This is a genomic window from Castellaniella sp. (genome assembly GCF_041675725.1).
Lineage (GTDB): Bacteria > Pseudomonadota > Gammaproteobacteria > Burkholderiales > Burkholderiaceae_B > Castellaniella.
In genome coordinates this window covers 1-25,885 of record NZ_JBAYTI010000030.1, presented here as the reverse complement: position 1 = coordinate 25,885, position 25,885 = coordinate 1, and the positions used below count along the sequence as shown (strand labels likewise).

Here is a 25,885-nt window from a genome sequence, read left to right as displayed (position 1 = left end):
CACTACAGGATTGCAACGTGTCTCCGCTCAAGAATGATCTTTTCCTGCGCGCCTTGCTGCGCCAGCCGACCCCCCGGACGCCCTTGTGGATGATGCGGCAGGCCGGCCGCTATCTGGAAGAGTACCGCCGCACACGGGCGCAGGCCGGGTCATTCATGGCTCTGGCGCAAAACCCCGAACTCGCCTGCGAAGTCACCCTGCAGCCACTGCGGCGTTTTGCGCTGGATGCCGCCATCCTGTTTTCGGACATCCTGACCATTCCGGATGCCATGGGGCTGGGCTTGCGCTTCGTGGCCGGCGAGGGCCCGCAGTTCGATCGTCCCCTGCAGTCAGAAGCCGCCATACAGAGCTTGCAGGTGCCCGACATGGCGCGCCTGCGCTACGTCTTCGATGCCGTCAGCCTGGTGCGCCGCGAGCTCGATGGCGCCGTGCCCCTGATCGGCTTTGCAGGCAGCCCGTTCACCCTGGCGTGCTACATGATCGAGGGCTGCGGCGGCACCGACTACCGTCGCGTCAAGACGCTCATGTACCAGCGCCCAGACCTGTTCCATCGGGTCCTCGACCTGAACGCACAGGCCGTACAGGCTTACCTGCGCGAGCAGATCCGGGCGGGCGCCCAGGCCGTCATGATCTTCGACAGCTGGGGCGGGGTGCTGGCCGATGGCCTTTTCCAGACATTCTCATTGCAATACATACAACAGATCCTGGCAGGCTTGCCGCGCGAGCACGAAGGCCAGCGCATCCCCTCGATCGTGTTCACCAAGGGGGGCGGGCTGTGGCTCGAAGATCTCGCCCGCTGCGGGGCCGATGCGCTGGGTGTAGACTGGACCGTCAACCTCGCGCAGGCCCGCCGGCGTACGGCAGACGCCGTGGCCCTGCAGGGCAATCTAGACCCCATGGCGCTGTTCGGCGGCGAAGCCGCCATTCGGGCCGAAGTGAACCGGATACTGGCAGATTTCGGGGCCGTGGGGGCGGGCGGGCATGTGTTCAACCTGGGGCACGGCATTTCGCAGCACACCCCGCCCGAAGCGGTCTCGGTACTCGTCGATGCCGTGCGCACGGCCAGTCCGGCCTATCACTGAGCCTGTCCTGGGGCCTGCCGCGCGCCGGGGTCGGGCTACCGGTCAACTGGCTCGCCGCGCTCTGTTGCGGCGCAAGAGGCCGGCTCTGTTTGCTTCGTGCATAGGCGGGAAAATGCACGCCAGACGGCCGGCTGCATCCAGCCCCATTGTTGTGCTTATGCACAATCCAGGCGGTATCAGGGTTTGCATGGATTGAACGATATGGATTCTTGATTGATTCGTTAGCTTATTGTTTTATAACGATATTTATCGTTATTTAGTTCGTTTGGCCCAAATGACCCGGTTCTTGACTTTAATTCGGCAGGCTTTGTACCTCAGTTTTTCACAAAGTTATCCACAGGCGGGTTTCTCTTGATTGATACCGTGGGGGCGAGCACGCCCGTATACCTGGCCGTGGCCCTCGACGTGCCCCTGCCGGGCCTGTTCGATTACTCGCACTGTGAAGCCGTGGCACCTGGGGTGCGGGTACGGGTGCGCTTTGCCCATCGCGATCTGGTGGGCATGGTCTGCGAGGTCCGCGCCCGGCCAGCGATCGACCCGGCACGGGTGCACGCAATCGAAGCGGTGCTGGACGACTTGCCGCCCATGCCGGCCGACTGGATGCGGCTGACGCGGTTTGCCGCGGCCTATTATCATCGCGCGCCTGGCGAGGTCCTGTTGCCGGCATTGCCTGCGAGCCTGCGTACGCCGGCCGCCTACACAGGGCCTCGGGCTGCGGGGGGGCCCGTTGCCCGCGCCGACCGCCGGCCCCGCAGCCGCAGCGCGCACAAAGACGGCATGTCCGGGCAGGAAGGCGCGCCGTCCGTGGCGCGCAGCGGCGACCTGGCGCTCACCGACGCACAGGCGCAGGCCCTGGACATGCTGCAGGCCATGTTGGCCACCCATCCCGGCCGGGCGGGCGCGCAGGCTGCGCCCGCCCGGCCGGACGGGTGTGGGCCGGTCCGCCCGGGGGCCGATCGCGATGGCCGGGTGGCCCTCCTGCACGGGATCACAGGCAGCGGCAAGACCGAACTGTATTTGCGTCTGGCCGCTCAGTGCCTGGCGCGCGGCCAGCAGGTTCTGATCCTCGTCCCAGAAATCAACCTGACGCCGCAGCTTGAACAATGGGTGCGTGCCCGCCTGGCGCCCGACCAGACGCTGGCCGTTCTGCACAGCCGGCTGTCCGAGGGCGATCGCCTGCGCGCCTGGCTGCGGGCGCTGCGCGGCCAGGCAGACATCGTGCTGGGTACGCGCCTGGCCCTGTTCACCCCGCTGCCGCGTCTTGGTCTGATCGTGGTCGACGAAGAACATGACGCGTCCTACAAGCAGCAAGAAGGCCTGCGTTATTCAGCGCGTGATTTGGCCGTCTGGCGCAGCCACGACCTGGACATCCCGGTCGTGCTGGGCTCGGCCACGCCCTCGCTGGAAAGCTGGCTGCATGCGCGCCAAGGCCGCTACCGGCTGCTGTCGCTGCCCAAGCGGGCGCGCAGCGGCGGGCTCCCGGCGATAGAACTGCTCGATACGCGCCGAGCGCCCCTGCAGCAGGGGTTTTCGGAACCGGCCCTGCAGGCCCTTGAAGACACGCTGCAGGCCGGTCTGCAAAGCCTGGTCTTCATCAATCGGCGGGGGTACGCGCCGGTGCTGCGCTGCCCTTCGTGTGCCTGGATCAGCGGTTGTCGCCGATGTTCCGCGCACATGGTCCTGCACCGGCGACCCGCAGGGCGGGGCGCGGTGCTGCAGTGCCACCACTGCGGCGCCAGTGGTCCGGTACCCCGCGCCTGCCCCGAGTGTGGCGACCAGGATCTGCACCCCCTGGGCAGTGGCACGCAACGGGTCGAGCACTTTCTCACCGAGCGGTTTCCAGGGGCCCGCATCCTGCGCATCGACGCCGATGCAACCCGGCGCAAGGGCAGCGCCGAGGCCCTGTTTGCCCAGGTCCATGCCGGCGCAGCCGACATTCTGGTGGGCACCCAGATGGTGTCCAAGGGGCACGACTTCGCCCGCCTGGCGCTGGTGACCGTACTGAATGCGGACGCCATGCTGTTTGCCCAGGATTTCCGGGCGCCCGAACGCCTGTTTGCCCAGCTGATGCAGGTCGCGGGGCGGGCCGGTCGCCACGGCCTGGGCGGGCGTGTACTGGTCCAGACGGATTACCCCGAGCAGTCGGTCTATCAGTCCCTGGTGCGCCACGATTATGCCGGGTTCGCGGCCGATACCCTGCAAGAGCGCCGCGATCTGGCCTTGCCGCCCTGGTCGCACCAGGCGCTGCTCACGGCGCGCGCGCGCCGGCTGCAGGATGCGCTCGATTTCCTGCTGGTGTTGCGCGCCGACGCGTTGGGCCTGCCCGAGGCGGCGGGTGTCCGGGTATTGGATGCCGTGCCCCTGCGCATCATGCGGGTCGATCGCGTCGAGCGCGCCCAGATGCTGCTCGAGGCCGATCATCGGCCGCTGTTGCATCGTTTGCTGCAGGCACTGTTGCCGCGTGCCGAGGCGCTGTCGCGCGCACGCTCGGCCGTGCGCTGGGGGGTGGAAGTCGACCCCCTGGAGATCTGAACACATGCGCGCGCCGCCTTTGGCATCCGTCTCCCATGATGGCCTCAATGACCGGCAGCGCGAGGCCGTGCGCTATCTGGATGGCCCGTGCCTGGTGCTCGCGGGCGCGGGCAGCGGGAAGACCCGGGTGATTACGCGGAAGATGGCCTACCTGCTGGGCGAGTGCGGCTATCTGGCGCGCCATGTGGTGGCGCTGACCTTTACCAACAAGGCGGCGCGCGAAATGAACGAACGGGTGCGAGCGCAGGTCGGGGCGCGCCTGCTGCGCGGCCTGACCTGCGGGACGTTTCATTCGCTGGGGCTGCGTCTGTTGCGCGAGGAACACGCGTGTGCCGGGCTCAAGCCGGGGTTTTCAGTCCTGGATGCGGCCGATGGCCTGGCCATGGTCCAAAGCCTGCTCGAGACGACTGACCGGGCCAGGCTGCGCGCGGTGCAGCAGCAGATCTCATTGTGGAAAAACGCCCTGCTGGCGCCCGAGGACGCGGGTGCGCACGCGGCAGGGCCCGAGCAGCTCGAGGCCTTGCGCATCTATCATAGCTACCAGGCGACCCTGCAAGCTTGGCAGGCGGTCGATTTCGACGATCTGATTTACCGGCCAGCCCGGCTGCTGGCCCAGGATGCAGACGTCAGGGCCCGATGGCAGGCGCGCATTCATTACCTGCTGGTCGATGAATATCAGGATACCAGTGCCTGCCAGTACGCGTTGCTCAAGTACCTGATCGGCGACCGGGCCCGGTTCACTGCCGTGGGGGACGACGATCAGGCCATTTATGCCTGGCGCGGGGCCACGAGCGAAAACCTGACGCAATTGGCGCATGACTATCCGGCGCTGCGGGTCATCAAGCTCGAGCAGAATTATCGCTCGGTACAGCGCATTCTCCAGGCGGCCAATCGGGTCATCGCGCACAATCCCAGGCACTTCGGCAAAACCTTGTGGTCCGACCTGGGTTCGGGTGAACCCATCGGCGTCATCGCGATGGACAATGAGCAGCTCGAGGCCGAGTCCGTGGCCATGCGGCTTTCGGCCGACCGGTTCGGCCGCGCCGCATGCTGGAAGGATTTTGCCGTGCTGTACCGCAGCAACCATCAGGCCCGCCTGCTGGAGCAGGCGCTGCGCGCGTTGCATATTCCCTATACGGTATCGGGCGGGCAGAGCTTCTTCGACAAGCCCGAGATCCGCGACATCATGGCCTGGCTGCGCCTGATCGCCAATGTCGACGAAGATCCGGCGTTCATTCGTGCCGTGACGACGCCTCGTCGCGGTATTGGCCAGGGCACGCTGCAGTGCCTGGCGGCCGAGGCGGCCCGCTCGGGGGGGTCGTTGTTCGCTGCCGCCCGCCAGTTGCCGGCCGACGCGTTCCCGACGGCGCGCCAGGCCGTGGCCGTGGCTCAGTTCGTCCAGTGGATGCTGGCCTTCCAGGGGCGCCTGGGCGAGCGGGCGGCGGGGCTTTTGGATGATGTTTTGCAGGCCACCGGCTATGAGGCCCATCTGTATGACACACTCGAAGAACGGCAGGCACGGACGCGTTGGGGCCACGTGCTGGAGTTGCGCGAGTGGCTGGTTCGCAAGGCGCAAGAAGAGGGCTTGACGCTGGTCGAGTTGGTGCAGCGGGTCGCACTGGTCACCCTGCTCGAGCGATCGGACGAGGAAGCGCCCGATGCCGTGAAACTATCCACGCTGCATGCGGCCAAGGGCCTGGAATTTCCGCACGTGTATCTGGTGGGCGTCGAAGAGGGTCTGTTGCCGCATCGCGGCCATGAAGAAGACCCCGGGCAGGATGCATCCGCTGATGCCGCGCGCGGGTCGCGCCTCGAAGAAGAGCGGCGTCTGATGTATGTCGGCATGACGCGGGCCCAGCGGACCCTGCAGATCAGCTGGTGCCGCCGGCGTCGCAGAGGGCGTGAGGACGTCGCGTGCGAGCCGTCGCGCTTCATTGCCGAAATGGGCCTGGAGGCGGGGCCCGCCGCGGCCACCGCCGATCCGCAGGCGACGCTGGCCCGCCTGAGGCAGCTGCTCAAAAACTGACGCAGAAAAAACAACGCTGCAAGACCTGTTTCAAGTGACTTGCAGCGTGGGGCCTCCTGCCATGGGCCGGAGGCCAGGCCATGGACGGCTTACCAGGGCGTACGGCTATAGCGCATATCGCGTGCGCGTGCTTCGGCTTGCGCGTTGATGGCTTCACCCAGGAAACGTCCGGCGGCCTTGCCGGCGTGCCACAGGGAGGCACCAAGCTTCTTTAGGCCGCTTTTCAGGCACAGGGGCTGAGGAGCATCAAAGGCGAAGTTGCTATAGGCACGCTCGAGGGCGTCGGATAGATGGGGGTGGGGGATACTAAGGTACATCATGGACTCCTGTTTCAGAAGTTTTAACTTTGAATGACCCATTATAGGGAAAACCCTAGGTCATGTCTAGGGGAAAACCCTAAATGTGTCTTTTCGCGGTCTTTCGTGGCTCAAGGCCGGCGTGGTGTGGCTGAAATGCACATGCGGGGACCAAAATGCCCACCGCCCGGCTGTCGGGCCGGGCGGTGGGGGGGCTATAGGCCCCGCAAGTTGGCGATTGGTCGCAGGTTCAGTGCCTGCGCAGGGGCGGGGCCCCCTGCCTGCCGCTGCCTGGGTTACTGGGCTGCGGCAATGATGTATTCGATCGCGGCCTTGAGTTCGTCGTCGGTGGCTTGGGAGCCGCCTCGCGGAGGCATGGCGCCGACCCCGGAAATGGCATTCTTGAGCATGGTGTCCAGGCCGGTTTCGATATAGGGGGCCCAGGCTTGCCGGTCGCCGAATTTGGGGGCGCCTGCAAGGCCCGTATCGTGGCAGGTGATGCAGATCTGTTGGTAAAGTTTTTCGCCGACGGACATTTCCGAGGCGGGCTTGGCGGCCGTATCGGCGGCTGCGACGGTTTCGGCGGCCCCGGCGTCTGCGGGGGCCGCGGCTTCGGCGGCCGGCGCTTCGGCTGCCGGGGTGTCGCTGGCGGGCGCCGGGGCCGTGTCGGCCGCTGCGCTTTCAGGGGCCGCGCCGGCCTCGCCCGGTTCGGCGGGTTCCGGGAAATCGGCCCCGGATGCGTTGGCCATATAGACCACGGCACGCGCGACCTCGAAATCAGACAGTGCGGCATTGCCCCCGCGCGGCGGCATGGCGCCAATGCCATCGATGGCGTTCTTGAGCAGGCTGTCGAAGCCTTGCTGTATGTAGCTGCCCCAGTCGCCTGCGTCGCCAAACTTGGGTGCCCCGGCCACCCCGCTGCCGTGGCACGCTGAGCAGGTGGATTCGAAGACCTGTTGACCGGTCTTGTAGCTGACGGGCGCGTCGGCGTCGACCAGCTTGAAGCCAGCGACCGGCTGGATCCGGCTGGCGATCTGCTCGACGGCGTAGGGATCGGGCTCGGCCCCGGAACGAATCACCGGGCTGAGCACGTTGGTCATGACGATGATGATGGCAATGGGGATGAGAAATGCCAGGATGACGGTAATCAGCAGCCGCAGTGGCGACTTGGTGGCAGACGGGTTTTCTGGGTGACTCATGTCGGGTTCCTGGGTGATCGGCAGCCGCCCTGCGGCGGAACAACTGATTTCATGCCTGAAGCGTCGATTATAACGACAGGGCCCTGCCTGTGCAGAGGCTGCGGCGCCCGCCGAACAATCAGGCTACAATAACGCTCCTGCCGGCCAGCCAGGCCGGCCTGCCCTTGGGCAGTCACGCGCGCCCGTAGTTCAATGGATAGAATAGGAGTCTCCGAAGCTTCTGATCCAGGTTCGATTCCTGGCGGGCGCGCCATCTCGGCTTCCGGGCTCTAGGCTCTACGCCAGCTCTAAGCCATCGTTCAGCCCACCGTTCAGCTCAGGGCCGCCTCGAACTCGGCCACGTATTCTTCGAAACTCACGACATCCGATGCCTCGAGCTCGGCCTGCTTGGCCAGCGAGACCGCGGCAAGCCGATCCAGCCGTTGCAGCGTGTCGGCTGCCAGCGGTTGCGCCCGCAGCGTATCCCAGTGCGCCGTACTCTGCGCCAAGGTGTAGTGGTGGAATTCCTGGCCGCGCTCTTTGAGTTCGGCCAGCAGGCGCCCTGACGGGGTGGCGTTCGGATCGAGGATTTTGGCGCTCTGCCGCTTCAGGCTGGCCAGGTGCTGGCCATCGCCGCTGTAGGTGTCCAGCAGCTCGGCAGTGGGCGCCATCTGTTCGAGCGTTTCCTGGGCCCAGTCGCGCAGGCTGCTGATGCAGTTGTCGCGTTGCAGCAGCAAGCCGGGGCGCCTGCCCTCGCGGGCCACCAGGCTGAAATTGGCCTGGCTTTCCTGGCAGTGGCCCGGTGCCGGGAACAGCGGGCTGTCTTCCAGGGCGCAGTGCAGCAGAAATACGTCCAGGAAACGGGCGGTATCCAGGCTGATGCCGGCCGGCGCCCATGGGTCGATGTCCATGCAGCGCACTTCCACGTACTGGATTCCGCGTTGCCTGAGCGTCGTGTTGGGCCGCTCGCAGCGTGCGGTGGCCTGCTTCGGCCGTATGGGCGAGTAGTACTCGTTTTCGATCTGCAGGATGTTGGTGTTCAGCTGTATGCGTTGGCCGTCGCGATGGGTGCCAATGGCTTCGTAGGGGGGCCATGGGGTTGTCACGGCCGTATGGATGCGTGCCGTGAAGGTGTCGAGGTCGTTGTAGCACAGCTGGAGTTCAGACTGTACCGGGCTTTTGTAGCCCAGATCGCTCATGCGCAAGCTGGTCGCCCAGGGCAGGCAGTAGGTGTCGGGACTGAGACGCTGCAGCCCGGCTTCTTGCCCCACACCCCTGAGAAAGCTGTGGGATAGCGCGGGCGAGGCGCCGAACAGGTACATGAGCAACCAGGCATGGCGCATGAAGTTGCGGATCAGTGCCATATACCCGGCGTCGCGCCGATCGCGCGCGGTGGGGCCGTCTTGCAGCAAGTCCCAGGTGGCATCGGGCAGCGAGAAGTTGTAATGCACGCCCGCGATGCACTGCATGATCTTGCCGTAGCGCCAGGCCAGCCCGAGGCGATACACGTGCTTGAGCATGCCGCTGTTCGATGACCCGTACCAGGCAACCGGGATCTGATCTTCGGCCGGCAGCTGCGCCGGCATGGACTGGTTCCAGATGACCTCGGCCGGGTTGCGCAGCGCCACGAACCGATGGATGTCGGTGAGTTCGTCGAGCATGGCCTGGGCGCTGCCGTGGGGTACGGTGATCAGTTCGAGCAGGGCTTCGGAGTAATCGGTGGTGATCCCCGGGTGGGTCAGGGCGGCGCCCAGGCTCGCCGGATGGGGGGTCAGCGCCAGCTTGCCCTGGGCGTCAACGCGAAGTCCCTCCTTTTCGACGCCGCGGCGGATGCTGCGAAGTAGCTCTGGGTGCGCTGCCAGCCGCGCGCGCCGGTGTGAGGCCAGGCTCATGATCGTTGGGTCCCGGGAGGGTCTGAAGGGATTCCATTTTATCGAAATGTTCGCCGGGCAAATTCGGGTCTGGCAACAGCCCCAGTTTGATGGCTGCGGTGATGGCGGCCATGCGGTTGCAGACGGCGAGCTTGGCGCAGGTGTTGGACAGGTGGAAATTGGCGGTGCGTTCTGCGATACCCAGGATGCGGCCGATTTCCCAACTGGTCTTGCCATAGGACGCCCAGTGCAGGCAGTCGAGTTCACGCGGGGTCAGTTTCATGGGGGGCTCCGTGATAGACATTTTTTGATATTCTGCCGTGTAAGGTTAGTAAATGTATCATTAGTCGCATATTGTGAATGTTCGAATCAGGCCTTATTTGTCCCGGGTTTTCGAGGATTTTCCAGGATGAGAGCCCCTGGGATCCAAAGTGCTAGAATCGAAAAGCAGTGGCGCCGATTTGCCTGATCCGCTTGCGGGCGCTCCATAAATCCAGCTAAAGAGGTCCCATGACCCATTCCGTCCCCGTTTCCAAACCGCCCCTTCAGCCATCGCCAGCCGGCCCCGAGATCCCTGAAGGCAGCGTGGGTTTGGTGTCGCCTGAATACATCGCGTTCTCCGAGCCGCTGGTCTTGTCCAGCGGGCAGGTGCTGCCCGAATTCACGCTGGCCGTCGAAACCTATGGCGAACTCAACGCCGAACGCAACAATGCGGTACTGATCTGCCATGCCCTGAACGCATCCCATCACGTGGCTGGCATGGATGCCGACCATCCGAGCCAGATCGGTTGGTGGGACAACATGGTCGGCCCTGGCAAGGCAGTGGACACGGATCGCTTTTACGTCATGGGCATCAACAACCTCGGTTCCTGCTTCGGGTCCACCGGGCCGACCACCCTGAATCCGCGCACCGGCAAGCCATGGGGGGCCGATTTCCCGCTGCTCACCGTCGAAGACTGGGTGCATGCCCAGGCCCGTGTCGCGGATTACTTCGGCATCCGTCGCTTTGCCGCCGTCATGGGCGGGTCGCTGGGGGGCATGCAGGCGCTCAGTTGGGCGATCTCCCAGCCCGAGCGGGTGGGCGACTGCGTGGTGATTGCCAGCACGCCCCGCCTTTCGGCACAGAACATCGCCTTCAACGAGGTCGCACGCCGGGCGATCACGACCGATCCGGATTTCCATGGCGGCCGTTATCACGAACACGGCGTGGTGCCTGCGCATGGCCTGTCGGTGGCGCGCATGGTGGGGCATATCACCTATCAGTCCGATGCCGTCATGGCCAGCCGCTTCGGGCGCACCCAAAGGGCGCCGGGCCCCAATGGCGACTATCGCTACCATTACGACATCGAATTCGAGATCGAATCCTACTTGCGCCATCAGGGCGAAAAATTCTCGCGCTACTTCGACGCCAACACATATCTGTTGCTGACGCGGGCCCTCGATTACTTCGATCCGGCCCGCGCCCACGGGGGGGATCTGGCGCAGGCCCTGGCGGCCACGCGCGCGCGTTTTCTGCTGGTCTCCTTCACGACAGACTGGCGCTTCGCACCCAAGCATTCGCGCGAGATCGTGCGCGCCCTGCTCAAGAACCAGCGCCAGGTGTCCTACGCCGAAATCGATGCGCCGCACGGACACGACGCCTTCCTGCTGGGCGACACGCGCTACCACGCGGTCGTGCAGGGCTATTTCGATGATATGGCCAGGCGGTTGGGCCTGCCCATGCGTTCGCGCACCACCGGGGTGCTGGCATGACACAGGCTGCTCGTCCCCCCGCCCTGGCGCCTGTGAGCCCGCCCCGATATGAAGGGCCAACGCCCGGCCAGCTGCGCATCGACCTGCAGCGCATTGCGCAGTGGATCCGGCCCGGCAGCCGGGTACTGGACCTGGGGTGCGGCGACGGCAGCCTGCTGCTGCATCTGCAGGAGACCCGGCACGTCCAGGGCGCCGGGGTCGAGATCGACGATGACCACGTGATCAGCGCCATCCGTCGCGGGGTCTGCGTGATCCAGCAAAACCTCGAAGAGGGGCTTGCGCTGTTTGGCGACCAGCAGTTCGATACGGTGGTGTTGTCGCAAACCCTGCAATCGATGCACCATACCGAGCACATCCTGCGCGAAATGGCCCGGGTGGCACGCCACGGGGTGGTGTCCTTCCCCAATTTCGGCTATTGGCCGCATGGCTGGTCGATCTTGCGCGGCCGCATGCCGGTGAGCGAGCAAATGCCCTATCAGTGGTACGACACGCCCAATATTCACTTGTGCACTTTGCGTGATTTCGAGGCACTGGCCCGGCAGCTGGGCTTGCGCATCATCGACCTGGCCACCTTTCGCGGCACGCGCGAGATCCGCCATCTGCGGGGCTGGCGCAGCACGCTGGCGGTCTACCACTTCGAATCGCCCGTCCCAGGGGGGCCCGCCACGTGACTGGCCGTTTTCCATGAAAGGCAACTGGGCCATCTATGGCCGTCACCGGGTGCTGCCGCTGCTCGTGCTGGGGTTTGCCAGCGGGCTGCCCCTGGCCCTGACATCCGGCACGCTGCAGGCCTGGGCCACGGTCGAGCAGGTGTCGCTGCAGAACATCGGCTTCCTGACCTTGGTGGGTACCGCCTATACGCTGAAATTTCTTTGGGCGCCGCTCATCGATCGCTGGGCCCCGCCATGGCTGGGGCGGCGGCGCAGCTGGGTCTTCCTGACCCAGTGGCTGTTGGCCGCCTCGATCGCGGCCATGGGGCTGTTCTCACCGTCGGCCGAACTGCACGTGCTTGCCTTGTTGGCCGTCTGGGTGGCCTTTCTTTCGGCCACGCAGGACATTGCCTTCGATGCCTACAGCACCGACGTGCTGCGCCACGACGAGCGCGCGGCCGGGGCCGCGCTCAAGGTGATGGGGTATCGCCTGGCCATGGTGGTGTCCGGCGGGCTTGCCCTGATCATCGCCGACCAATGGCTCGGATGGGGCGCCATGTACATGCTCATGGGCGCGCTCATGGCGCTGGCTTCGCTGGCCACTTTGTGGGCGCCCGAACCCGAGCAGGCGGTGGCGGCGCCACGCAGGCTGCGCGAAGCGGTGGTCGAGCCGTTGCGCGAGTTCTTCGGCCGGCCGGGCGCTTGGGCGATCCTGCTGCTGATCATTTTCTACAAGCTGGGCGATGCCTTTGCGGGTGCTTTGTCGACCACGTTCCTGCTGCGTGGCGCGGGTTTCGACGTCACCGAAGTCGGCATGGTGAACAAGGTGTTCGGCCTGGCGGCCACCATTATCGGCGCATTGGCGGGGGGGGCGTTCATGGCGCGCATGGGCTTGTATCGCGCCCTGATGTGGTTCGGCATTCTGCAGGCCGTGTCCAACCTGGGCTACTGGGCCCTGGCCATCACGCCCCCGTACCTGCTGTCCATGGCCAGCGTGGTGGCCGTGGAGAACCTGTGCGGCGGCCTGGGTACGGCGGCGTTCGTCGCCCTGCTGATGGGCCTGTGTCAGGCGCAGTTTTCGGCCACGCAGTTCGCCTTGCTGTCGGCCTTGTCGGCCGTGGGGCGCACCTATCTGGCGGGCCCGCTCACGCCGGTGCTGGTGGGCTGGCTGGGTTGGCCGGAATTCTTTCTGGGCACCGTGCTGATCGCCCTGCCGGGCCTCTGGCTGCTGTGGCTCATGCGCAACCTGATCCAGCGACTGGATGCACCCGTCTGAGCCCATGGTATCGAAGCTGCGTTTACTCCTCGATCGGTTCACGCTGACCCTCGTCGCCGTCGTCGTGGCCGCAACCGTGTTGCCGGCCCAGGGCCAGGGTGCGGTATTTTTCGAAGGGCTCACCGCAGCCGCGATCACGCTGCTGTTTTTCCTGCATGGGGCCAAGCTTTCGCGCCAGGCCATCATTGCGGGGGCTACGCACTGGCGCCTGCACGGGCTGGTCTTTCTCTGGACGTTCGTGTTTTTCCCCCTCCTGGGGTGGATGTTCCGGCCCGTCCTGCTGCCCCTGCTGGGCGAGCCCCTGACCGTGGGGGTCATCTACCTGTGCGTGCTGCCGGGTACGGTGCAGTCGGCCATCGCCTTCACATCCATTGCCCGGGGCAACGTGCCGGCCGCCGTGTGCGCGGCCTCGGCCTCGAGCATCGTGGGCATCGTACTCACCCCCATCCTGCTGCGTTTCTTCCTGGATGCCGACACGGCCGCGCTCGGCGGCAGCTCGATGCTGCAAGCCATCGGCCGCATCAGCGTGCAGATCCTGTTGCCGTTCGTGGCCGGCCATTTGATGCGCCCGCTGATCGGTGCCTGGATGGACCGGCATCGCCGCCTGATCGGTCGTGTCGATCAGAGCTCGATTCTGCTGGTGGTCTATACGGCGTTCAGCGAATCGGTCATCGGTGGGCTGTGGCTGACGGTCGACATCGCGTCCCTGTCGTGGCTGTTGGTCGTCTGCTGCGTACTGCTGGCGGGGGTGCTGGTGCTCAACACCTGGTCCACGCGCAAGCTCGGGTTCAATCGGGCCGATGAAATCACCATCGTCTTCTGCGGCTCCAAGAAAAGCATGGCCACCGGGGTGCCCATGGCGGGTGTGCTGTTCAGCGCCACCGCCATTGGGCCCGCGCTCTTGCCGCTCATGATCTTCCATCAGGTCCAGCTGATGGTCTGTGCCATGTTGGCGCAGAATTATCAGCGCACCGATCCGGGCCTGCGGGCGTTTGCAGGCTGACGTTCAGGGCCAGGGGCGTTCGTAGTCGATGCTCAGCGGGGCGTGGTCGCTGAAGCGCTCATCTTTGTAGATTTCGGCCTGGCGGGCCTGGGCGGCCAGGCCCGGCGTCGCCACCTGGTAGTCGATGCGCCAGCCCACGTTCTTGGCCCAGGCCTGGCCGCGGTTGCTCCACCAGGTGTAGGCCTCGCCCGTGGTGTCCGGATGCAGGCTGCGGTAGACATCCACCCAGCCCAGTGTCTCGAACACCTTGCTCATCCAGGCGCGTTCTTCGGGCAGGAAACCGCTGTTCTTTTGGTTGCCGCGCCAGTTCTTCAGGTCGATTTCCCGGTGGGCGATGTTCCAGTCGCCGCAGATCACGAATTCGCGGCCATCGCGTTCATGCTCGGCCATCAGGTCGCCCAGCCACCGTTCGAAGTGGTCCAGGAAGCGGTATTTGGCGTCTTGGCGGATGTCGCCGCTGGTGCCCGACGGCAGGTAGGCGCTGATGACGGTCAGGCCGGGCCAGTCGGCCCGCAGGATGCGGCCTTCGGCATCGAATTCGGGGGCGTCCATGCCCGCAGCCACGCGCTCTGGCGGCCGGCGGGTATAGAGGCCGGTGCCGCTGTAGCCTTTTTTTTCTGCGTGAAAGAAGTGGCCGGTGTAGGCGCCCGGATGGCGCATGGCGTCTTTCAGGTCTGCCTCCTGGATCTTGATTTCCTGCAGGCAGACGATATCCGGCTGGACTCGGTCGAGCCAATCGGCCAGGCCCTTGCGAAAGGCGGCACGAATGCCGTTGACGTTGAGGGTGGTGATACGCAACACATTGGGCTCCGGTTCTGGCGACTGACCCTTTGAATTATCCGATAATGTCGGTTTTCTTTCATCGAGGTCCGCCATGTCCGATTCGCCGGCCCGCGAGTTTGTCCGTTTCGCCCTCGCCCACGATGTTCTGCGCTTTGGCCGCTTCCAGACCAAATCCGGGCGCCTGAGTCCCTATTTTTTCAACGCGGGGCTGTTCAATCGGGGGGACAGCGTGGGGCAGCTGGGGCGTTTTTATGCCCGCGCCCTGGTGGACGCCGCCGTGGGTTTCGATATGCTGTTCGGCCCGGCTTACAAGGGCATCCCGCTGGTGACCACGACGGCGATCGCGCTGTCCGCGCCCGACCTGGGCGGGCGGGCGGTTCCCTTCGCCTTCAACCGCAAAGAGGCCAAGGATCACGGAGAGGGGGGCGTGCTGGTGGGGGCGCCGCTGCGCGGGCGCGTGGTGATCGTGGACGATGTCATCACGGCCGGCACCTCGGTGCGCGAATCGGTGGCCCTGATCCATGCGGCGGGCGCTCAGCCCGTGGCGGTGCTGATCGCGCTGGACCGCATGGAAAAGGCGGGCGCCGACGACCGGCTCGATGCGTGCTCGGCCGTGGCCGAGGTGACGCGGGCGCACGGCATCCCGGTCGTCAGTATCGCGACGCTGGACGACATCATGGCCTTGCTCGAGCACGAGCCGGCCTGGGCGGGTCACCGCGAGGCGGTGGCGGCCTACCGGGCCCGCTACGGCGTGGCCTGAGGCCCCGCCGTAGCGGGCGGGCCACGGCCAGCCGGCGGCGGCAGGTGGCGTCGTCAGCCGCCCAGTTTTTGGCGCAGCAGGGTGTTCACCTGCTGCGGGTTGGCTTTGCCGCGGGCCGCCTTCATGACCTGGCCGACCAGCGAGTTGAAGGCCTTGTCCTTGCCGGCGCGGTATTCTTCGATGATCTGCGGATGGGCTGCGAGCACTTCGTCGACCAGCGCTTCGATGGCCCCGCTGTCGGTGATCTGCTTCAGGCCCCGGGCGGCGATGATGTCGTCGGCCGCGCCGCCGCATTCGCCGGCCCACATGGCGGTAAAGACTTCGCGCGCGAGCTTGTTCGAGATGGTGCCATCGATGATGCGCACGATGAGGCCGGCCAGCGCCGTAGGCGAAACGGGCGATGCGGTGATGTCGGTATCGCCGCGGTTGAGGGCCGCGCTGAGCTCGCCCAGGATCCAGTTGGCGGCCAGTTTGGCCTGCCCGGCCGGCAGGCCGGCGACACAGGCCTCGAAATAATCGGCCAGTGCACGGTGCATCGTCAGCTGTGCGGCGTCGTAGGCGCCCAGGCCCAGTTCGGTCTGGAACCGCGCCTGCCGGGCGGCAGGCAGCTCGGGCATGGCCGCGCGCACGGCCTCGATCCAGTCGGCGGACAGCACCAGCGGCGGCAGGTCGGGATCGGGGAAATAACGGTAGTCTTGTGCGTCTTCCTTGCTGCGCATGCTGCGTGTTTCATCCAGGTCGGCATCGTACAGGCGGGTTTCCTGGACGACCTGGCCGCCGTCTTCGATGAGTTCGATCTGGCGCCGGGCTTCATGCAGGATGGCGCGTTCGAGGAAGCGAAAGGAGTTCAGGTTCTTGATCTCGCAGCGGGTGCCGAACGCGGCCTGTCCGTGGGGCCGTACCGACACGTTGGCATCGACCCGGAACGAGCCTTCCTGCATATTGCCGTCGCAGATGCCCAGCCAGACCACCAGGGCGTGCAGGGTGCGGGCATAGGCCACCGCTTGCGCGGCCGAGCGCATTTCGGGTTCGGACACGATTTCGAGCAGCGGCGTGCCGGCGCGGTTGAGGTCGATGCCGGAGGAGGATTCGCCGTGCGGACCCGTGAAATGCTCGTGCAGCGACTTGCCGGCGTCTTCCTCGAGGTGGGCGCGGGTCAGGTGCACCACGTGTTCGTGGTCATCGAGCAGGAATTTGAGCTGACCGCCGATCACGATGGGGTGTTCGAACTGGCTGATTTGATAGTTCTTGGGCAGGTCGGGGTAAAAATAATTCTTGCGGGCGAAGATCGAGCGCTCGGCCACCTGGGCGCCCACCGCGAGGCCGAAGCGGATGGCCCGCTCGACCGCCCCGCGGTTCATGACGGGCAGGGTGCCCGGCAGGGCCATGTCCACCGCGCTGGCCTGGGTGTTGGGCGCTGCGCCGAAGCGGGTGCTGCTGCGTGAGAAGATCTTGGACTGGGTGGATAGCTGGGCATGGACTTCGAGCCCGATGACGGTTTCCCAACTCATGCGACGTGCCTCGGGGTGTGTTGATGCCAGTCGGTGTGCTGCTGGAAGCAGTCGGCCAGGGCCAGCAAGCGCCCTTCGTCGAAGTGGCGCCCGATGATCTGCAAGCCGATGGGCAGGTGTTTGGCCGGGCCGCCCAGGCCGCAGGGGATGGACAGGGCGGGCAGGCCCGCCAGGTTCGCGCCCAGCGTGTAGATGTCGCCCAGCCAGTCAGCGATCGGGTCGTGGTCGTGGTCGCCCCGGCGGCGCGCAACGTTGGGCGTGACCGGGCCCATGATGACGTCGCAGGCCTGGTCGAGTGCCTGCCGGTAATCGTTGGCCACCATGCGGCGCACGCGCTGGGCCTGCAGGTAATAGGCGTCGTAGTAGCCGTGCGACAGCACGTAGGTGCCCACCAGGATGCGCTTGCGCACCTCGGGGCCGAGGGCTTCGCTGCGCGAACGGCGGATCATGTCGGGCAGATCCTGATACTGCGGCGTACGGTAACCAAAATGTACGCCATCGAAGCGAGCCAGGTTGCTGGATGCTTCGGCCGGTGCGATCACGTAGTAGGCTGGAATCGCCAGGCGCGTCAGTGGCAGAGAGATGTCGACCCGCCGGGCGCCGAGGGATTCGAATACCCGCAGGGCGGCCTCGATGGCATCGGCCACCGCGGTGGCCAGCCCGGCGCCGAAGAATTCGCGCGGCACGCCGATGCGCAGGCCGGCCAGCGGCTGCCCGCCCCCCGACCCGAACAGCCCGCGGCAATGGTCATAGGCGGCCGTGATGCGCCCAGGCGCATTGGCCACGCCGTTGCAGGTCTCGAGGCTGGTGGAATCTTGTATGTCGAAGCCGCTCATCGTATCGAGCAGCGGCACCAGGTCGGCGGCGCTGCGCGCCAGCGGACCGGCCTGATCGAGGCTGGATGCATAGGCAATGACGCCGTAGCGCGAGACCGTGCCGTACGTTGGCTTGATGCCGCTGACGCCACAGTAGGCGGCGGGCTGGCGCACCGAGCCGCCGCTGTCGGTGCCCGTGGTGCCCAGCACGAGCCCGGCGGCCACTGCGGCGGCGGAGCCGCCCGAGGACCCGCCGGGCACGCGGTCGGGATCATGGGGATTTTGCAGTGCGCCGAAGGCGCTGTTTTCGTTGCCCGAACCCATGGCGAATTCATCGCAGGACAGCTTGCCCAGCGAGACGGTACCCGCCTGTTCGAGACGTTCGACCACCGTCGCGTCGAATGGGCTGACGTAGTCGGCGAGCATGCGGCTGGCTGCGGTCGTGCGCCAGCCGCGCGTGACGAACAGGTCTTTGTGGGCGATGGGGATGCCGGCGAGCGGGCCCGCCTTGCCCTGCGCGAGCAAGGCATCTGCCGCGCGCGCCTGGGCCAGGGTGAGGGCGTCGTCGACGTGCAGGAACAGATGGGGATCCGGCCCGTTGTGCACGGCCTGCAGCGCGTCGGTGGCCAGTTCGAGCGCGCTGACGCGCCGATCGCGCAGGGCCTTGCCCAGGGCGGCGATGGAGGGATAGTCCGTTGGCTGGGTCATGGTGTCATTCAATGACGGTGGGAACGAGAAACAGACCGTCGTGGGCGGCGGGGGCATTGCGCAGGCACGCGTCGAGTTCGGCCTGGGTGTGCGGCGGATCGGCGCGGTCTTCCTGCAGGCGCAAGGTGATGGCCTGCCGGGCTTCGAGGGGGTGCGCCATGGGCTCGACGCCCTGGGTGTCGACCGATTGCAGCGTTTCGATCAGGCTGAGAATGGCGGCGAAGTCGGAGCGGGCCTGGGCCAGGTCGGCGGAATCCATTTGCAGACTGGCGAGTTGGGCCAGCCGCGCGATATCCTGTTCAGTCAGTGCCATGAGCGTTCATCTACGGAAGTGTCAGTGCGATTATAAGTTATCATTGCAGATTCAATTTCCACTCGTGCGCTCTCATGTTCGGATTCCTACGCAGCTACTTCTCGAGTGACATGGCCATCGACCTCGGCACGGCGAACACGCTCATCTATGTTCGCAGCAAAGGGATCGTGCTCGACGAGCCCTCCGTCGTGGCGATCCGCCACGATGGCGGGCCCAATGGCAAGAAAATCATCCAGGCCGTGGGGCACGAGGCCAAGCAGATGCTGGGGCGCGTACCCGGCAACATCGAAGCCATCCGGCCCATGAAAGACGGGGTCATTGCAGACTTCACCGTCACCGAGCAGATGCTCAAGCAGTTCATCCGCATGGTGCATCCGCGCAGCATGCTGGCGCCCAGCCCGCGCATCATCGTGTGCGTCCCTTGCGGGTCCACCCAAGTCGAGCGCCGCGCCATCCGCGAGTCGGCGCTCGGCGCCGGGGCAAGCCAGGTCTATCTCATCGAAGAACCCATGGCGGCGGCCATCGGGGCGGGTCTGGCCGTATCCGATGCCAGCGGCTCCATGGTGGTCGACATCGGCGGGGGCACCACCGAGGTCGCCATCATCTCCCTGGGGGGGGTGGTCTACAAGGGGTCCGTCCGCGTGGGCGGAGACAAATTCGATGAGGCGATCATCAACTACATCCGGCGCAACTACGGCATGCTGATCGGCGAACCCACTGCCGAGCTCATCAAGAAAGAAATCGGTTCGGCCTTCCCCGGGTCTGAAATCCGCGAAATCGAAGTCAAAGGGCGCAACCTGTCCGAAGGGGTGCCGCGCAGCTTCACCGTTTCATCCAACGAAATCCTCGAATCGCTCACTGATCCGCTCAATCAAATCATTTCAGCCGTCAAGACGGCGCTCGAACAAACCCCACCCGAACTGGGGGCCGACATCACCGACAAGGGCATCGCCCTGACCGGTGGCGGGGCCCTGCTGCACGACCTGGACCGCCTGCTTCAGGAAGAAACCGGTCTGCCCGTGGTGGTGGCCGAAGATCCACTCACCTGCGTGGTGCGCGGCTGCGGCGAAGCGCTCGAGCATCTCGAGCGCCTGGGGGGGGTGTTCATCTATGATTGATCCGCGGGCCGCCGTGTACACGTCATGCCACAGCCCGGAAATCTTCGTCTGTTCAGGCAGGGCCCCAGTGTAGAAGTCCGTCTGGTGCTGTTGCTCGCCCTGAGCCTGGCCCTGGTCATCGTCGATGCCCACTGGTCTGTCCTGGCACCGCTGCGCAATGCAGTCTCCGTGGCCATTTATCCGTTCCAGCGCACGGTCATGGCGCCGCGCGAGGCCATGGATTTCTTCGACAGCTGGTCCCAGGCGGCGCGCGTCGCCCGGGCCGAACAAGATGCGCTGCGCCGGCAGCGCATCGAAATGGCCCAGCTGTCCACGCACGCGGCCCAGTTGGTGGCCGAAAACGAGCAGCTGCGCCGGCTGCTGGGGGTGTCCGAAGCCACGGCGCGGCAATCCATCGCCGTCGAAGTCTTCTACGTCCCGCCCAACGTCTTCAGCCATCGGCTGATTTTCAACAAGGGGTCCGATGACGGCATCGAGGCCGGTATGCCGGTCATCGACGAAGGCGGCGTGGTCGGCCAGATCGTGCGCGTGACGCCATTCACGTCCGAAGCGGCCCTATTGATCGACGACAGCATCTCCATCCCGGTCCAGGTGCTGCGCAATGGGCTGCGCCTGATTGCTTTCGGCAGTGACGAGGCCGGCCGGATCGAAGTACGCTATCTGGCAGATCATGCCGATGTGGCAGCCGGCGACATGCTCATCACCAGCGGCATCGGCGGGCTGTTTCCCGCCGGCCTGTCGGTCGGGCGTATCCTGAAAGTCGAGCGCGACCCCGGCACGGGGTTTGGCCGCGCGATCGCCGAGCCGCTGTCCCATCCGGAACGTTATCGTCATTTCCTGGTCTTGAGCATAGAGAAAGACAGCCACCTGAAAACCCAGCCGCCGGAACATGCCGCAGAATAAGCCCGCCCACCTCGCCCACAGTTCATCGCTGGCTCGCTTGCAGCCCGTGGATGATGCTGCGTTCGGGCGCAGCATGCCCGGCTGGGTGGTATGGGGATCGCTGCTGCTGGTCTGGATGGCCTCCCTGCTGCCCTGGCGCCTGTGGCAGCCGGTACCCGACCTGCTGCTGTTGTTCCTCGTCTACTGGTGCCTGCACGAACCTTCCAGGGTCGGCCTGACCACCGCCTTCGTGTTCGGCCTGCTCATGGACGTACACGATGCGGGGCTGCTCGGGCTGCAGTCCGTGGGCTACGTGCTGGCAGCCTACGGGGTCGAGCTGCTGCGCAGGCGCCTGCTGCGCTTCCCGGCGATCGTGCAGATGCTGCACATCCTGCCGGTGCTGGTCCTGGCTACGCTGGTTCCGCACCTGCTGGGCGCCTGGCTGCAGGGGGCCTGGGCGGGCTGGGCCTGGCTGTGGTCCGTGCTGATGACGGTCGCCTTGTGGCCCCTGCTCGACATCCTCATGTCGCTGCCGGTGCGCTCATCGGGAGCCGGCGACACGGGCTCGGTCTGAGACGCCCATGTTCGAGTTCCGCAAGATCGGTCTTCAGCAACGCCAGACAGTCGTCCTGCGCGCCTGGGTCGCGGGGGTCTTCGCCCTGCTGTGCCTGCTGCTGCTGGTCGGGCGCCTGTGGCATCTGCAGGTGCAGCGCCACGACAACCTGGCCGCGCGCGCCGAGCAGAACCGCATCACCATCGTACCCGTCCCGCCCCGTCGGGGGCTGGTATTCGATCGCGAGGGCACGGTGCTGGCCGACAACCTGCGCGACTACACCTTGCAGATCACGCGCGCGCAGGTCAACGGCCCGATCGGGCCATTGCTCGATGATCTGCGCGAGCTGGTGTATTTCAGCGAGCCGGCGCGGCAGAAATTCCTGCGCCAATACGAGCAGAGCGGGCGCTATGTACCGGTCATGCTGCGCAACAACCTGAACGAGCTCGAAGCGTCCTGGTTTGCGGCACAGGCCTGGCGCTTTCCCGGGGTCACGCTGCAGGCCCGCTGGGTGCGGCAATATCCCCAGAACGAAACCGCCGCGCACGTCATCGGCTACGTAGGGCGTATTTCCGAGGCCGATGAACAGGCCCTCGAAGAATCCGGCCAGTTGGGCAATTATCGCGGCACGCCGGTCATGGGCAAGAAAGGCATCGAAAAGACCTGGGAGCATGCGCTGCATGGCCAGACCGGGGTCGAGGAGCTCGAGGTCACGGCCAGCGGCCGGCCGGTCCGCGAACTGAGCCGCAACGATCCGGTGCCGGGCGCCAACCTCGAACTGTCGCTGGACGTCGGCCTGCAAAAAATGGCCGAAGCCCAGTTCGAAGGGCGCCGGGGGGCTCTGGTGGCCATCGAGCCGCAGACCGGCGAGATTCTTGCCTTCGTATCGTCGCCCTCGTTCGATCCGAATCTGTTCGTCGACGGCATCGACGTCGAAAACTGGCGCAAGCTCAATGAATCGCCCGATCATCCGCTCATCAACCGGCCGCTGTATGGCACGTATCCGATCGGCTCCACGTACAAGCCTTTCGTCGGTCTGGCGGCGCTCGAGATGGGTGTGCGCGGGGCACGCGAAAAGGTGTCCGATCCCGGTTACTTCGAGCTGGCTGGCCAGCGGTTTCGCAATGCGGGCGGAGCGGCCTACGGGCCCACCGACATGCACCGCGCCATCGTGGTGTCGTCGGATACCTATTTCTTTTCACTGGGGGCGCTCATGGACGTGGACGCCCTGCATGATTTCAACAAGCAGTTCGGCTTCGGCCAGATCACAGGCCTGGACCTCGATGGCGAACGCAAGGGGGTGCTGCCCTCGCGCGACTGGAAGCGCAGGGCCTACAAGACGGCCGAGCAGCAGCACTGGTACCAGGGCGAGACGGTGTCGGTGGCGGTCGGCCAGGGTGCCAACGCCTTTACGCTCCTGCAGCTCGCCCAGGCCACGGCGGTGCTGGCCAACAACGGCGTGTACATGAAACCTCACCTGGTGCGCCGTGTGATCGATCCGGAAACCAACGACTCGACCTACCCGGTGGTCGGGCCGCAATACAAGATCGACCTGAATCCGGAGAACCTGCAGGTCGTGCGCGACGCCATGGTGGACGTGGTGCGCAAGGGGACCGCCCAGCGCGCCTTCGAAGGCGCGCCCTACCAGGCGGCGGGCAAGACGGGCACTGCCCAGGTGTTCAGCCTGCGCGGTGCGCGCTACAAGGCGCAGATCGTGGATGAGCGTCTGCGCGATCATGCCTTGTTCATGGCCTACGCGCCCGTGGAAGACCCGCAGATCGCCGTCGCCCTGATCGTCGAAAATGGGGGCTGGGGGGCCTCGGTCGCGGCGCCCATCGCCCGCTCGGTCTTCGATTGGTGGCTGGATCCCCAGCGGGTCGAGCAGCGGCGCCTGCGGCACCAGGGCGAGCCCACCGCCGGGCCGATCCAGGCCCGCGCACCGGGCCATCCGACGGCTCCTGCGGCTCCTGCGGCCCCGGGGCCCACGTTGCCCGGGCCGCAGGCGGCTCTGTCGCCGCACGCCGATTCCCGGAGGCTGCTATGAGCCTGATCATCCGGGCCCTGCAGCGCCTGTTCTCGGTGCTCGACTGGCCCCTGCTGTTGCTGCTGGTCGTACTGGCGCTGGTGGGCATGGCCACCATGCACTCCGCCGTGGGCGGTACAGACTGGCGCTTTGCGGATCAGATGCGCAATTTCCTGCTTGCGTTCGTGGCGATGTGGGCGGTGGCCCTGTTGCCACCCGGGTGGGTCAAGCGTTGGGCGCCCGCCATTTACGCGGTGGGGTTGGCCCTGCTGGTGGCGGTATTCTTCTTCGGGGTGACCAGCAAGGGGGCGACGCGCTGGCTCGACCTGGGCGTCACGCGCATTCAGCCGTCCGAAATGATGAAGATCGGTGTGCCGCTGATGCTGGCCTGGTATCTGCAGCGCCAGGGCAGCGGCACCTTCCGCGTGCGCGACTTTTTCGTGGCCGGCATCCTGTTGCTCGTGCCGGCTGCCTTCATCATCGACCAGCCCGATCTGGGCACCGCCCTGCTGGTGCTGGCGTCGGGCTTTTGCGTGATTTATTTTGCGGGCTTTTCATTTCGGCTGCTGGCGCCGGTCGTGCTGGTCATCGTGGTGGCGATCGGGGTGCTGGTATCCCTGGAAGACCGGATCTGCCAGCCCGACGTCGACTGGGTCCTCCTGCACGACTACCAGAAATACCGCGTCTGCGTACTGCTCAACCCGGGCACCGATCCCCTGGGCAAGGGGTTTCATACGATTCAATCGATGATCGCCGTGGGCTCGGGCGGTCTGTATGGCAAGGGGTATATGCAGGGGACCCAGTCGCACCTGGATTTCATCCCTGAACGCACGACGGACTTCATCTTCGCCGTGTTCGCCGAGGAATTCGGCCTGTACGGGGCCGTGGCCCTGTTGATCCTGTACAGCCTGGTGGTCCTGCGGGGCCTGACCATCGCAGTGCGCGCGCCCACCCAGTTCGGACGCTTGCTCGGTGGTGCCATGTCCATGATGTTCTTCGTCTACGTGTTCGTGAACATCGGCATGGTGTCCGGCATTCTGCCCGTGGTGGGCGTGCCCTTGCCGTTCATGAGCTATGGCGGCACGGCGCTCATGACCCTGGGGGTGGTGTTCGGCCTGCTGATGGGCATTGGGGCCCAACAGGCCGAACCGGACTGAGCCGGCGCCCGCCTGCCTTCGGTCGGCGCATGCCACCGTGCCGTGGGTCGCCTCTGGCCCGGCCGGCGGCTCAGGTCTGCTGCGTGAGCCAGCCGGTGAGCAGGCGCGATACGGGTGCTGGCAGGCCGTGGCGTGTCAACGCGCCCAGGGTGACCCAGGCCTGACCCGGCGCAGCCGCGGGCCGTCGGCCGGCCATGGCCAGGTGCCAGGGATGCATCTGCAGCCGAAAATGCGTGAAATCGTGTTCGAATGCGGCGAGCGCGCGCGGCGGCTGGGCGGCCTGCACCTGGTGCCGGCAGTACGCTTCCAGCTCGGCGGCGTCGGCGAATTCGGGCAGGCTCCAGAGCCCGCCCCAGATGCCCTGCGCGGGGCGGCGAATGAGCAGCACGTGGTCGCCATGCTGCAGGATCAGCAAGGTGCGGTGGCGCAGCGGGCGCGCGCGGCGCCTGTGCGCACGCGGCAGCACATCCTGCAGGCCCTGGCGCCGGGCCAGGCAGTCATCGGCCAGTGGACAGCGGGCGCAGTCGGGGCGGCTGCGGGTGCAGACCGTGGCGCCGAGGTCCATCAGACCCTGGGTATAGGCTGTCATGTCCAGCGAGGCGGGGGCGGCATCCAGGATGCGGTGGGCCAGGGCCCAGAGCTCGCGCAGGGTGCTGGCCGCGCCCGGGTCGGCATCCAGCGCCTGCAGGCGCATGAAGACCCGGCGCACGTTGCCGTCCAGGATCGGCGCCCGCTCGCCGAAGGCAAACGCCGCGATCGCCGCGGCCGTGGATGGACCGATGCCGGGCAGGCTGGCCAGCTCGTGGGCCGTGCGCGGAAACCGCCCACCGTACTGCGTGTGCACGATATGGGCGCAGGCGTGCAGGTGACGGGCGCGAGCGTAATACCCCAGCCCGGCCCAAAGCGCCAGAACCTCGTCGAGCGATGCCTGCGCCAGCGCGGCGAGGTCGGGGAAACGCTGCAGAAAGCGCTCATACCAGGGCACGACCGTGGCGGCCTGGGTCTGTTGCAGCATGATTTCCGAGAGCCAGATGCGGTAGGGGTCCCGGGTGTCCTGCCAGGGCAGGTGGTGGCGCCCGTGGTTCGATTGCCAGCGGCTGATGCGCTCGGCCAGGCCGGCTGGATTCAGGGACGGCGCAGAGGAAGGCCCCGGCCTGGTCATCAGAAGCGGGTGTGCGGGGTGACCGACAGGCGCGCAGCCACGGCCCCCAGCAGCACGATCAGGGCACCGGCCGCCAGCAGGTCCGGCAGCGCCGGCAGGTGCAGCGCCCATTCGAGGCCGTAGGTGTGCGTGAAGCGTTCGAGCATGCGGTTGAGCGGTATCAGGGCGAGGCCGGCCAGCAGCCAGGCCAGCAGGCCGGCGGCGAGCCCAGTCAGGGCGCCGACGTACAGAAATGGGCGGCGCACGAAGGGTTCGGTCGCACCCACCAGGCGGGCGGCGGCAATTTCCTCGCGCTGCGTGAGTGCCTGCAGCCGTACCGTGTTGAAGACCGTGGCCAGGACGACGACGAGCACGGCGCCGGACAGCAGGGTCAGGCCCGTGCGCAGCAAGGCCAGCAAGGATTCGAGCCGGCGCACCCAGTCGCTGTCCAGCTG

The 25,885-nt window shown here is 66.1% G+C and carries 23 protein-coding genes and 1 tRNA gene; 14 read left to right on the top strand and 10 right to left on the bottom strand.

Going from position 1 to position 25,885, the window contains the following annotated elements:
• Positions 1-17 precede the first annotated feature (17 nt).
• From hemE to WCZ84_RS07905, 3 genes are all read left to right on the top strand, one after another.
• Entirely contained in the window at positions 18-1,082 is a 1,065-nt protein-coding gene (gene hemE, locus WCZ84_RS07915; RefSeq protein ID WP_372685723.1) for a uroporphyrinogen decarboxylase, read from the top strand.
• 351 nt (positions 1,083-1,433) lie between these two features.
• The gene (locus WCZ84_RS07910; RefSeq protein WP_372685722.1) at positions 1,434-3,614 is read left to right on the top strand and encodes a primosomal protein N'; all 2,181 of its coding nucleotides are present in this window, start codon (positions 1,434-1,436) and stop codon (positions 3,612-3,614) included.
• A 4-nt stretch (positions 3,615-3,618) separates the two neighbouring features.
• The gene (locus WCZ84_RS07905) at positions 3,619-5,640 is read left to right on the top strand and encodes a UvrD-helicase domain-containing protein (RefSeq protein WP_372685721.1); all 2,022 of its coding nucleotides are present in this window, start codon (positions 3,619-3,621) and stop codon (positions 5,638-5,640) included.
• 89 nt (positions 5,641-5,729) lie between these two features.
• Here the strand turns inward: WCZ84_RS07905 and WCZ84_RS07900 are convergent, their stop codons facing one another.
• Positions 5,730-5,960, bottom strand: a complete 231-nt coding sequence (locus WCZ84_RS07900) for a hypothetical protein (protein ID WP_372685720.1) — start codon at positions 5,958-5,960, stop codon at positions 5,730-5,732.
• Positions 5,961-6,232: 272 nt separating this feature from the next.
• Positions 6,233-7,135: a cytochrome c5 family protein gene (locus WCZ84_RS07895; protein ID WP_372685719.1), complete on the bottom strand. Its 903-nt coding sequence runs from the start codon at positions 7,133-7,135 to the stop codon at positions 6,233-6,235.
• Between the two features lie 178 nt (positions 7,136-7,313).
• Between WCZ84_RS07895 and WCZ84_RS07890 the strand changes: the two genes are divergently transcribed.
• Positions 7,314-7,388: transfer RNA gene (locus tag WCZ84_RS07890), tRNA-Arg, on the top strand.
• 58 nt (positions 7,389-7,446) lie between these two features.
• On the opposite strand, the gene gshA is transcribed toward WCZ84_RS07890, so the two are convergent.
• Together gshA and WCZ84_RS07880 are read right to left on the bottom strand one after the other, a co-directional pair.
• The gene (gshA, locus tag WCZ84_RS07885; RefSeq protein WP_372685733.1) at positions 7,447-9,009 is read right to left on the bottom strand and encodes a glutamate--cysteine ligase; all 1,563 of its coding nucleotides are present in this window, start codon (positions 9,007-9,009) and stop codon (positions 7,447-7,449) included.
• The gene (locus WCZ84_RS07880; RefSeq protein WP_372685718.1) at positions 8,909-9,268 is read right to left on the bottom strand and encodes a LuxR C-terminal-related transcriptional regulator; all 360 of its coding nucleotides are present in this window, start codon (positions 9,266-9,268) and stop codon (positions 8,909-8,911) included. Before WCZ84_RS07880 ends, gshA begins: the two co-directional genes overlap by 101 nt.
• Positions 9,269-9,495: 227 nt before the next feature.
• Between WCZ84_RS07880 and WCZ84_RS07875 the strand changes: the two genes are divergently transcribed.
• From WCZ84_RS07875 to WCZ84_RS07860, 4 genes are read left to right on the top strand one after another with little or no spacing between them, the layout of a single operon-like run.
• Positions 9,496-10,737, top strand: coding sequence for a homoserine O-acetyltransferase (locus tag WCZ84_RS07875; RefSeq protein WP_372685717.1), 1,242 nt, complete (start codon positions 9,496-9,498; stop codon positions 10,735-10,737).
• Between the two features lie 23 nt (positions 10,738-10,760).
• Positions 10,761-11,408 (top strand): methionine biosynthesis protein MetW, encoded by a 648-nt coding sequence (gene metW / locus WCZ84_RS07870; protein ID WP_372685732.1) that lies wholly within the window; start codon positions 10,761-10,763, stop codon positions 11,406-11,408.
• Positions 11,409-11,421: 13 nt separating this feature from the next.
• The gene (locus WCZ84_RS07865) at positions 11,422-12,663 is read left to right on the top strand and encodes a muropeptide transporter (RefSeq protein WP_372685716.1); all 1,242 of its coding nucleotides are present in this window, start codon (positions 11,422-11,424) and stop codon (positions 12,661-12,663) included.
• 4 nt (positions 12,664-12,667) lie between these two features.
• On the top strand, positions 12,668-13,666 hold the full coding sequence (locus WCZ84_RS07860; protein WP_372685715.1) for a bile acid:sodium symporter family protein: 999 nt from the start codon (positions 12,668-12,670) through the stop codon (positions 13,664-13,666).
• Positions 13,667-13,669: 3 nt separating this feature from the next.
• On the opposite strand, the gene WCZ84_RS07855 is transcribed toward WCZ84_RS07860, so the two are convergent.
• Complete coding sequence (locus WCZ84_RS07855) at positions 13,670-14,467, bottom strand: exodeoxyribonuclease III (RefSeq protein ID WP_372685714.1); 798 nt, start codon at positions 14,465-14,467, stop codon at positions 13,670-13,672.
• 73 nt (positions 14,468-14,540) lie between these two features.
• On the opposite strand from WCZ84_RS07855, the gene pyrE reads away from it, so the two are divergent.
• Complete coding sequence (pyrE, locus tag WCZ84_RS07850) at positions 14,541-15,209, top strand: orotate phosphoribosyltransferase (protein ID WP_372685713.1); 669 nt, start codon at positions 14,541-14,543, stop codon at positions 15,207-15,209.
• 53 nt (positions 15,210-15,262) lie between these two features.
• Here pyrE and gatB read toward each other — a convergent pair whose 3' ends face one another.
• Genes gatB through gatC form a run of 3 tightly spaced genes read right to left on the bottom strand, consistent with a single transcriptional unit; the run spans position 15,263 to position 18,556 of the window.
• On the bottom strand, positions 15,263-16,720 hold the full coding sequence (gatB, locus tag WCZ84_RS07845; protein WP_372685712.1) for an Asp-tRNA(Asn)/Glu-tRNA(Gln) amidotransferase subunit GatB: 1,458 nt from the start codon (positions 16,718-16,720) through the stop codon (positions 15,263-15,265).
• Positions 16,717-18,243 carry an Asp-tRNA(Asn)/Glu-tRNA(Gln) amidotransferase subunit GatA gene (gatA, locus tag WCZ84_RS07840; protein WP_372685711.1) on the bottom strand — a complete coding sequence of 509 codons (1,527 nt, stop codon included), beginning with the start codon at positions 18,241-18,243 and terminating at the stop codon, positions 16,717-16,719. The genes gatB and gatA overlap by 4 nt, the downstream gene beginning before the upstream one ends.
• A gap of 4 nt (positions 18,244-18,247) precedes the next feature.
• Positions 18,248-18,556 carry an Asp-tRNA(Asn)/Glu-tRNA(Gln) amidotransferase subunit GatC gene (gene gatC, locus WCZ84_RS07835; protein ID WP_372685710.1) on the bottom strand — a complete coding sequence of 103 codons (309 nt, stop codon included), beginning with the start codon at positions 18,554-18,556 and terminating at the stop codon, positions 18,248-18,250.
• Positions 18,557-18,630: 74 nt separating this feature from the next.
• On the opposite strand from gatC, the gene WCZ84_RS07830 reads away from it, so the two are divergent.
• From WCZ84_RS07830 to rodA, 5 genes are read left to right on the top strand one after another with little or no spacing between them, the layout of a single operon-like run.
• Positions 18,631-19,674, top strand: a complete 1,044-nt coding sequence (locus tag WCZ84_RS07830) for a rod shape-determining protein (RefSeq protein ID WP_372685709.1) — start codon at positions 18,631-18,633, stop codon at positions 19,672-19,674.
• 24 nt (positions 19,675-19,698) lie between these two features.
• Positions 19,699-20,577, top strand: a complete 879-nt coding sequence (gene mreC / locus WCZ84_RS07825) for a rod shape-determining protein MreC (protein ID WP_372685708.1) — start codon at positions 19,699-19,701, stop codon at positions 20,575-20,577.
• Complete coding sequence (gene mreD, locus WCZ84_RS07820; protein WP_372685707.1) at positions 20,564-21,130, top strand: rod shape-determining protein MreD; 567 nt, start codon at positions 20,564-20,566, stop codon at positions 21,128-21,130. Before mreC ends, mreD begins: the two co-directional genes overlap by 14 nt.
• Before the next feature lie 7 nt (positions 21,131-21,137).
• Positions 21,138-23,153, top strand: a complete 2,016-nt coding sequence (gene mrdA, locus WCZ84_RS07815; RefSeq protein ID WP_372685706.1) for a penicillin-binding protein 2 — start codon at positions 21,138-21,140, stop codon at positions 23,151-23,153.
• Positions 23,150-24,289 carry a rod shape-determining protein RodA gene (gene rodA / locus WCZ84_RS07810; protein ID WP_372685705.1) on the top strand — a complete coding sequence of 380 codons (1,140 nt, stop codon included), beginning with the start codon at positions 23,150-23,152 and terminating at the stop codon, positions 24,287-24,289. The genes mrdA and rodA overlap by 4 nt, the downstream gene beginning before the upstream one ends.
• 70 nt (positions 24,290-24,359) lie before the next feature.
• Here the strand turns inward: rodA and mutY are convergent, their stop codons facing one another.
• Both mutY and WCZ84_RS07800 read right to left on the bottom strand, forming a co-directional pair.
• Positions 24,360-25,451 (bottom strand): A/G-specific adenine glycosylase, encoded by a 1,092-nt coding sequence (gene mutY, locus WCZ84_RS07805; RefSeq protein WP_372685704.1) that lies wholly within the window; start codon positions 25,449-25,451, stop codon positions 24,360-24,362.
• Positions 25,451-25,885 (bottom strand): cell division protein FtsX (locus tag WCZ84_RS07800; RefSeq protein WP_372685703.1); only part of this gene is annotated, 435 nt, incomplete at its 5' end. The genes mutY and WCZ84_RS07800, both read right to left, overlap by 1 nt.

Bases quoted from the DNA above. Each gene is read 5' to 3' on its own strand.
- pyrE (WP_372685713.1), top strand. From the start codon at position 14,541: ATGTCCGATTCGCCGGCCCGCGAGTTTGTCCGTTTCGCCCTCGCCCAC.
- WCZ84_RS07880 (WP_372685718.1), bottom strand. From the start codon at position 9,268: ATGAAACTGACCCCGCGTGAACTCGACTGCCTGCACTGGGCGTCCTAT.
- rodA (WP_372685705.1), top strand. From the start codon at position 23,150: ATGAGCCTGATCATCCGGGCCCTGCAGCGCCTGTTCTCGGTGCTCGAC.
- WCZ84_RS07895 (WP_372685719.1), bottom strand. From the start codon at position 7,135: ATGAGTCACCCAGAAAACCCGTCTGCCACCAAGTCGCCACTGCGGCTG.
- WCZ84_RS07830 (WP_372685709.1), top strand. From the start codon at position 18,631: ATGTTCGGATTCCTACGCAGCTACTTCTCGAGTGACATGGCCATCGAC.
- gatA (WP_372685711.1), bottom strand. From the start codon at position 18,243: ATGACCCAGCCAACGGACTATCCCTCCATCGCCGCCCTGGGCAAGGCC.
- mreD (WP_372685707.1), top strand. From the start codon at position 20,564: ATGCCGCAGAATAAGCCCGCCCACCTCGCCCACAGTTCATCGCTGGCT.
- WCZ84_RS07900 (WP_372685720.1), bottom strand. From the start codon at position 5,960: ATGATGTACCTTAGTATCCCCCACCCCCATCTATCCGACGCCCTCGAG.
- mutY (WP_372685704.1), bottom strand. From the start codon at position 25,451: ATGACCAGGCCGGGGCCTTCCTCTGCGCCGTCCCTGAATCCAGCCGGC.
- WCZ84_RS07860 (WP_372685715.1), top strand. From the start codon at position 12,668: ATGGTATCGAAGCTGCGTTTACTCCTCGATCGGTTCACGCTGACCCTC.
- mreC (WP_372685708.1), top strand. From the start codon at position 19,699: ATGCCACAGCCCGGAAATCTTCGTCTGTTCAGGCAGGGCCCCAGTGTA.
- WCZ84_RS07905 (WP_372685721.1), top strand. From the start codon at position 3,619: ATGCGCGCGCCGCCTTTGGCATCCGTCTCCCATGATGGCCTCAATGAC.
- gatC (WP_372685710.1), bottom strand. From the start codon at position 18,556: ATGGCACTGACTGAACAGGATATCGCGCGGCTGGCCCAACTCGCCAGT.
- WCZ84_RS07875 (WP_372685717.1), top strand. From the start codon at position 9,496: ATGACCCATTCCGTCCCCGTTTCCAAACCGCCCCTTCAGCCATCGCCA.
- mrdA (WP_372685706.1), top strand. From the start codon at position 21,138: ATGTTCGAGTTCCGCAAGATCGGTCTTCAGCAACGCCAGACAGTCGTC.
- gatB (WP_372685712.1), bottom strand. From the start codon at position 16,720: ATGAGTTGGGAAACCGTCATCGGGCTCGAAGTCCATGCCCAGCTATCC.
- WCZ84_RS07865 (WP_372685716.1), top strand. From the start codon at position 11,422: ATGAAAGGCAACTGGGCCATCTATGGCCGTCACCGGGTGCTGCCGCTG.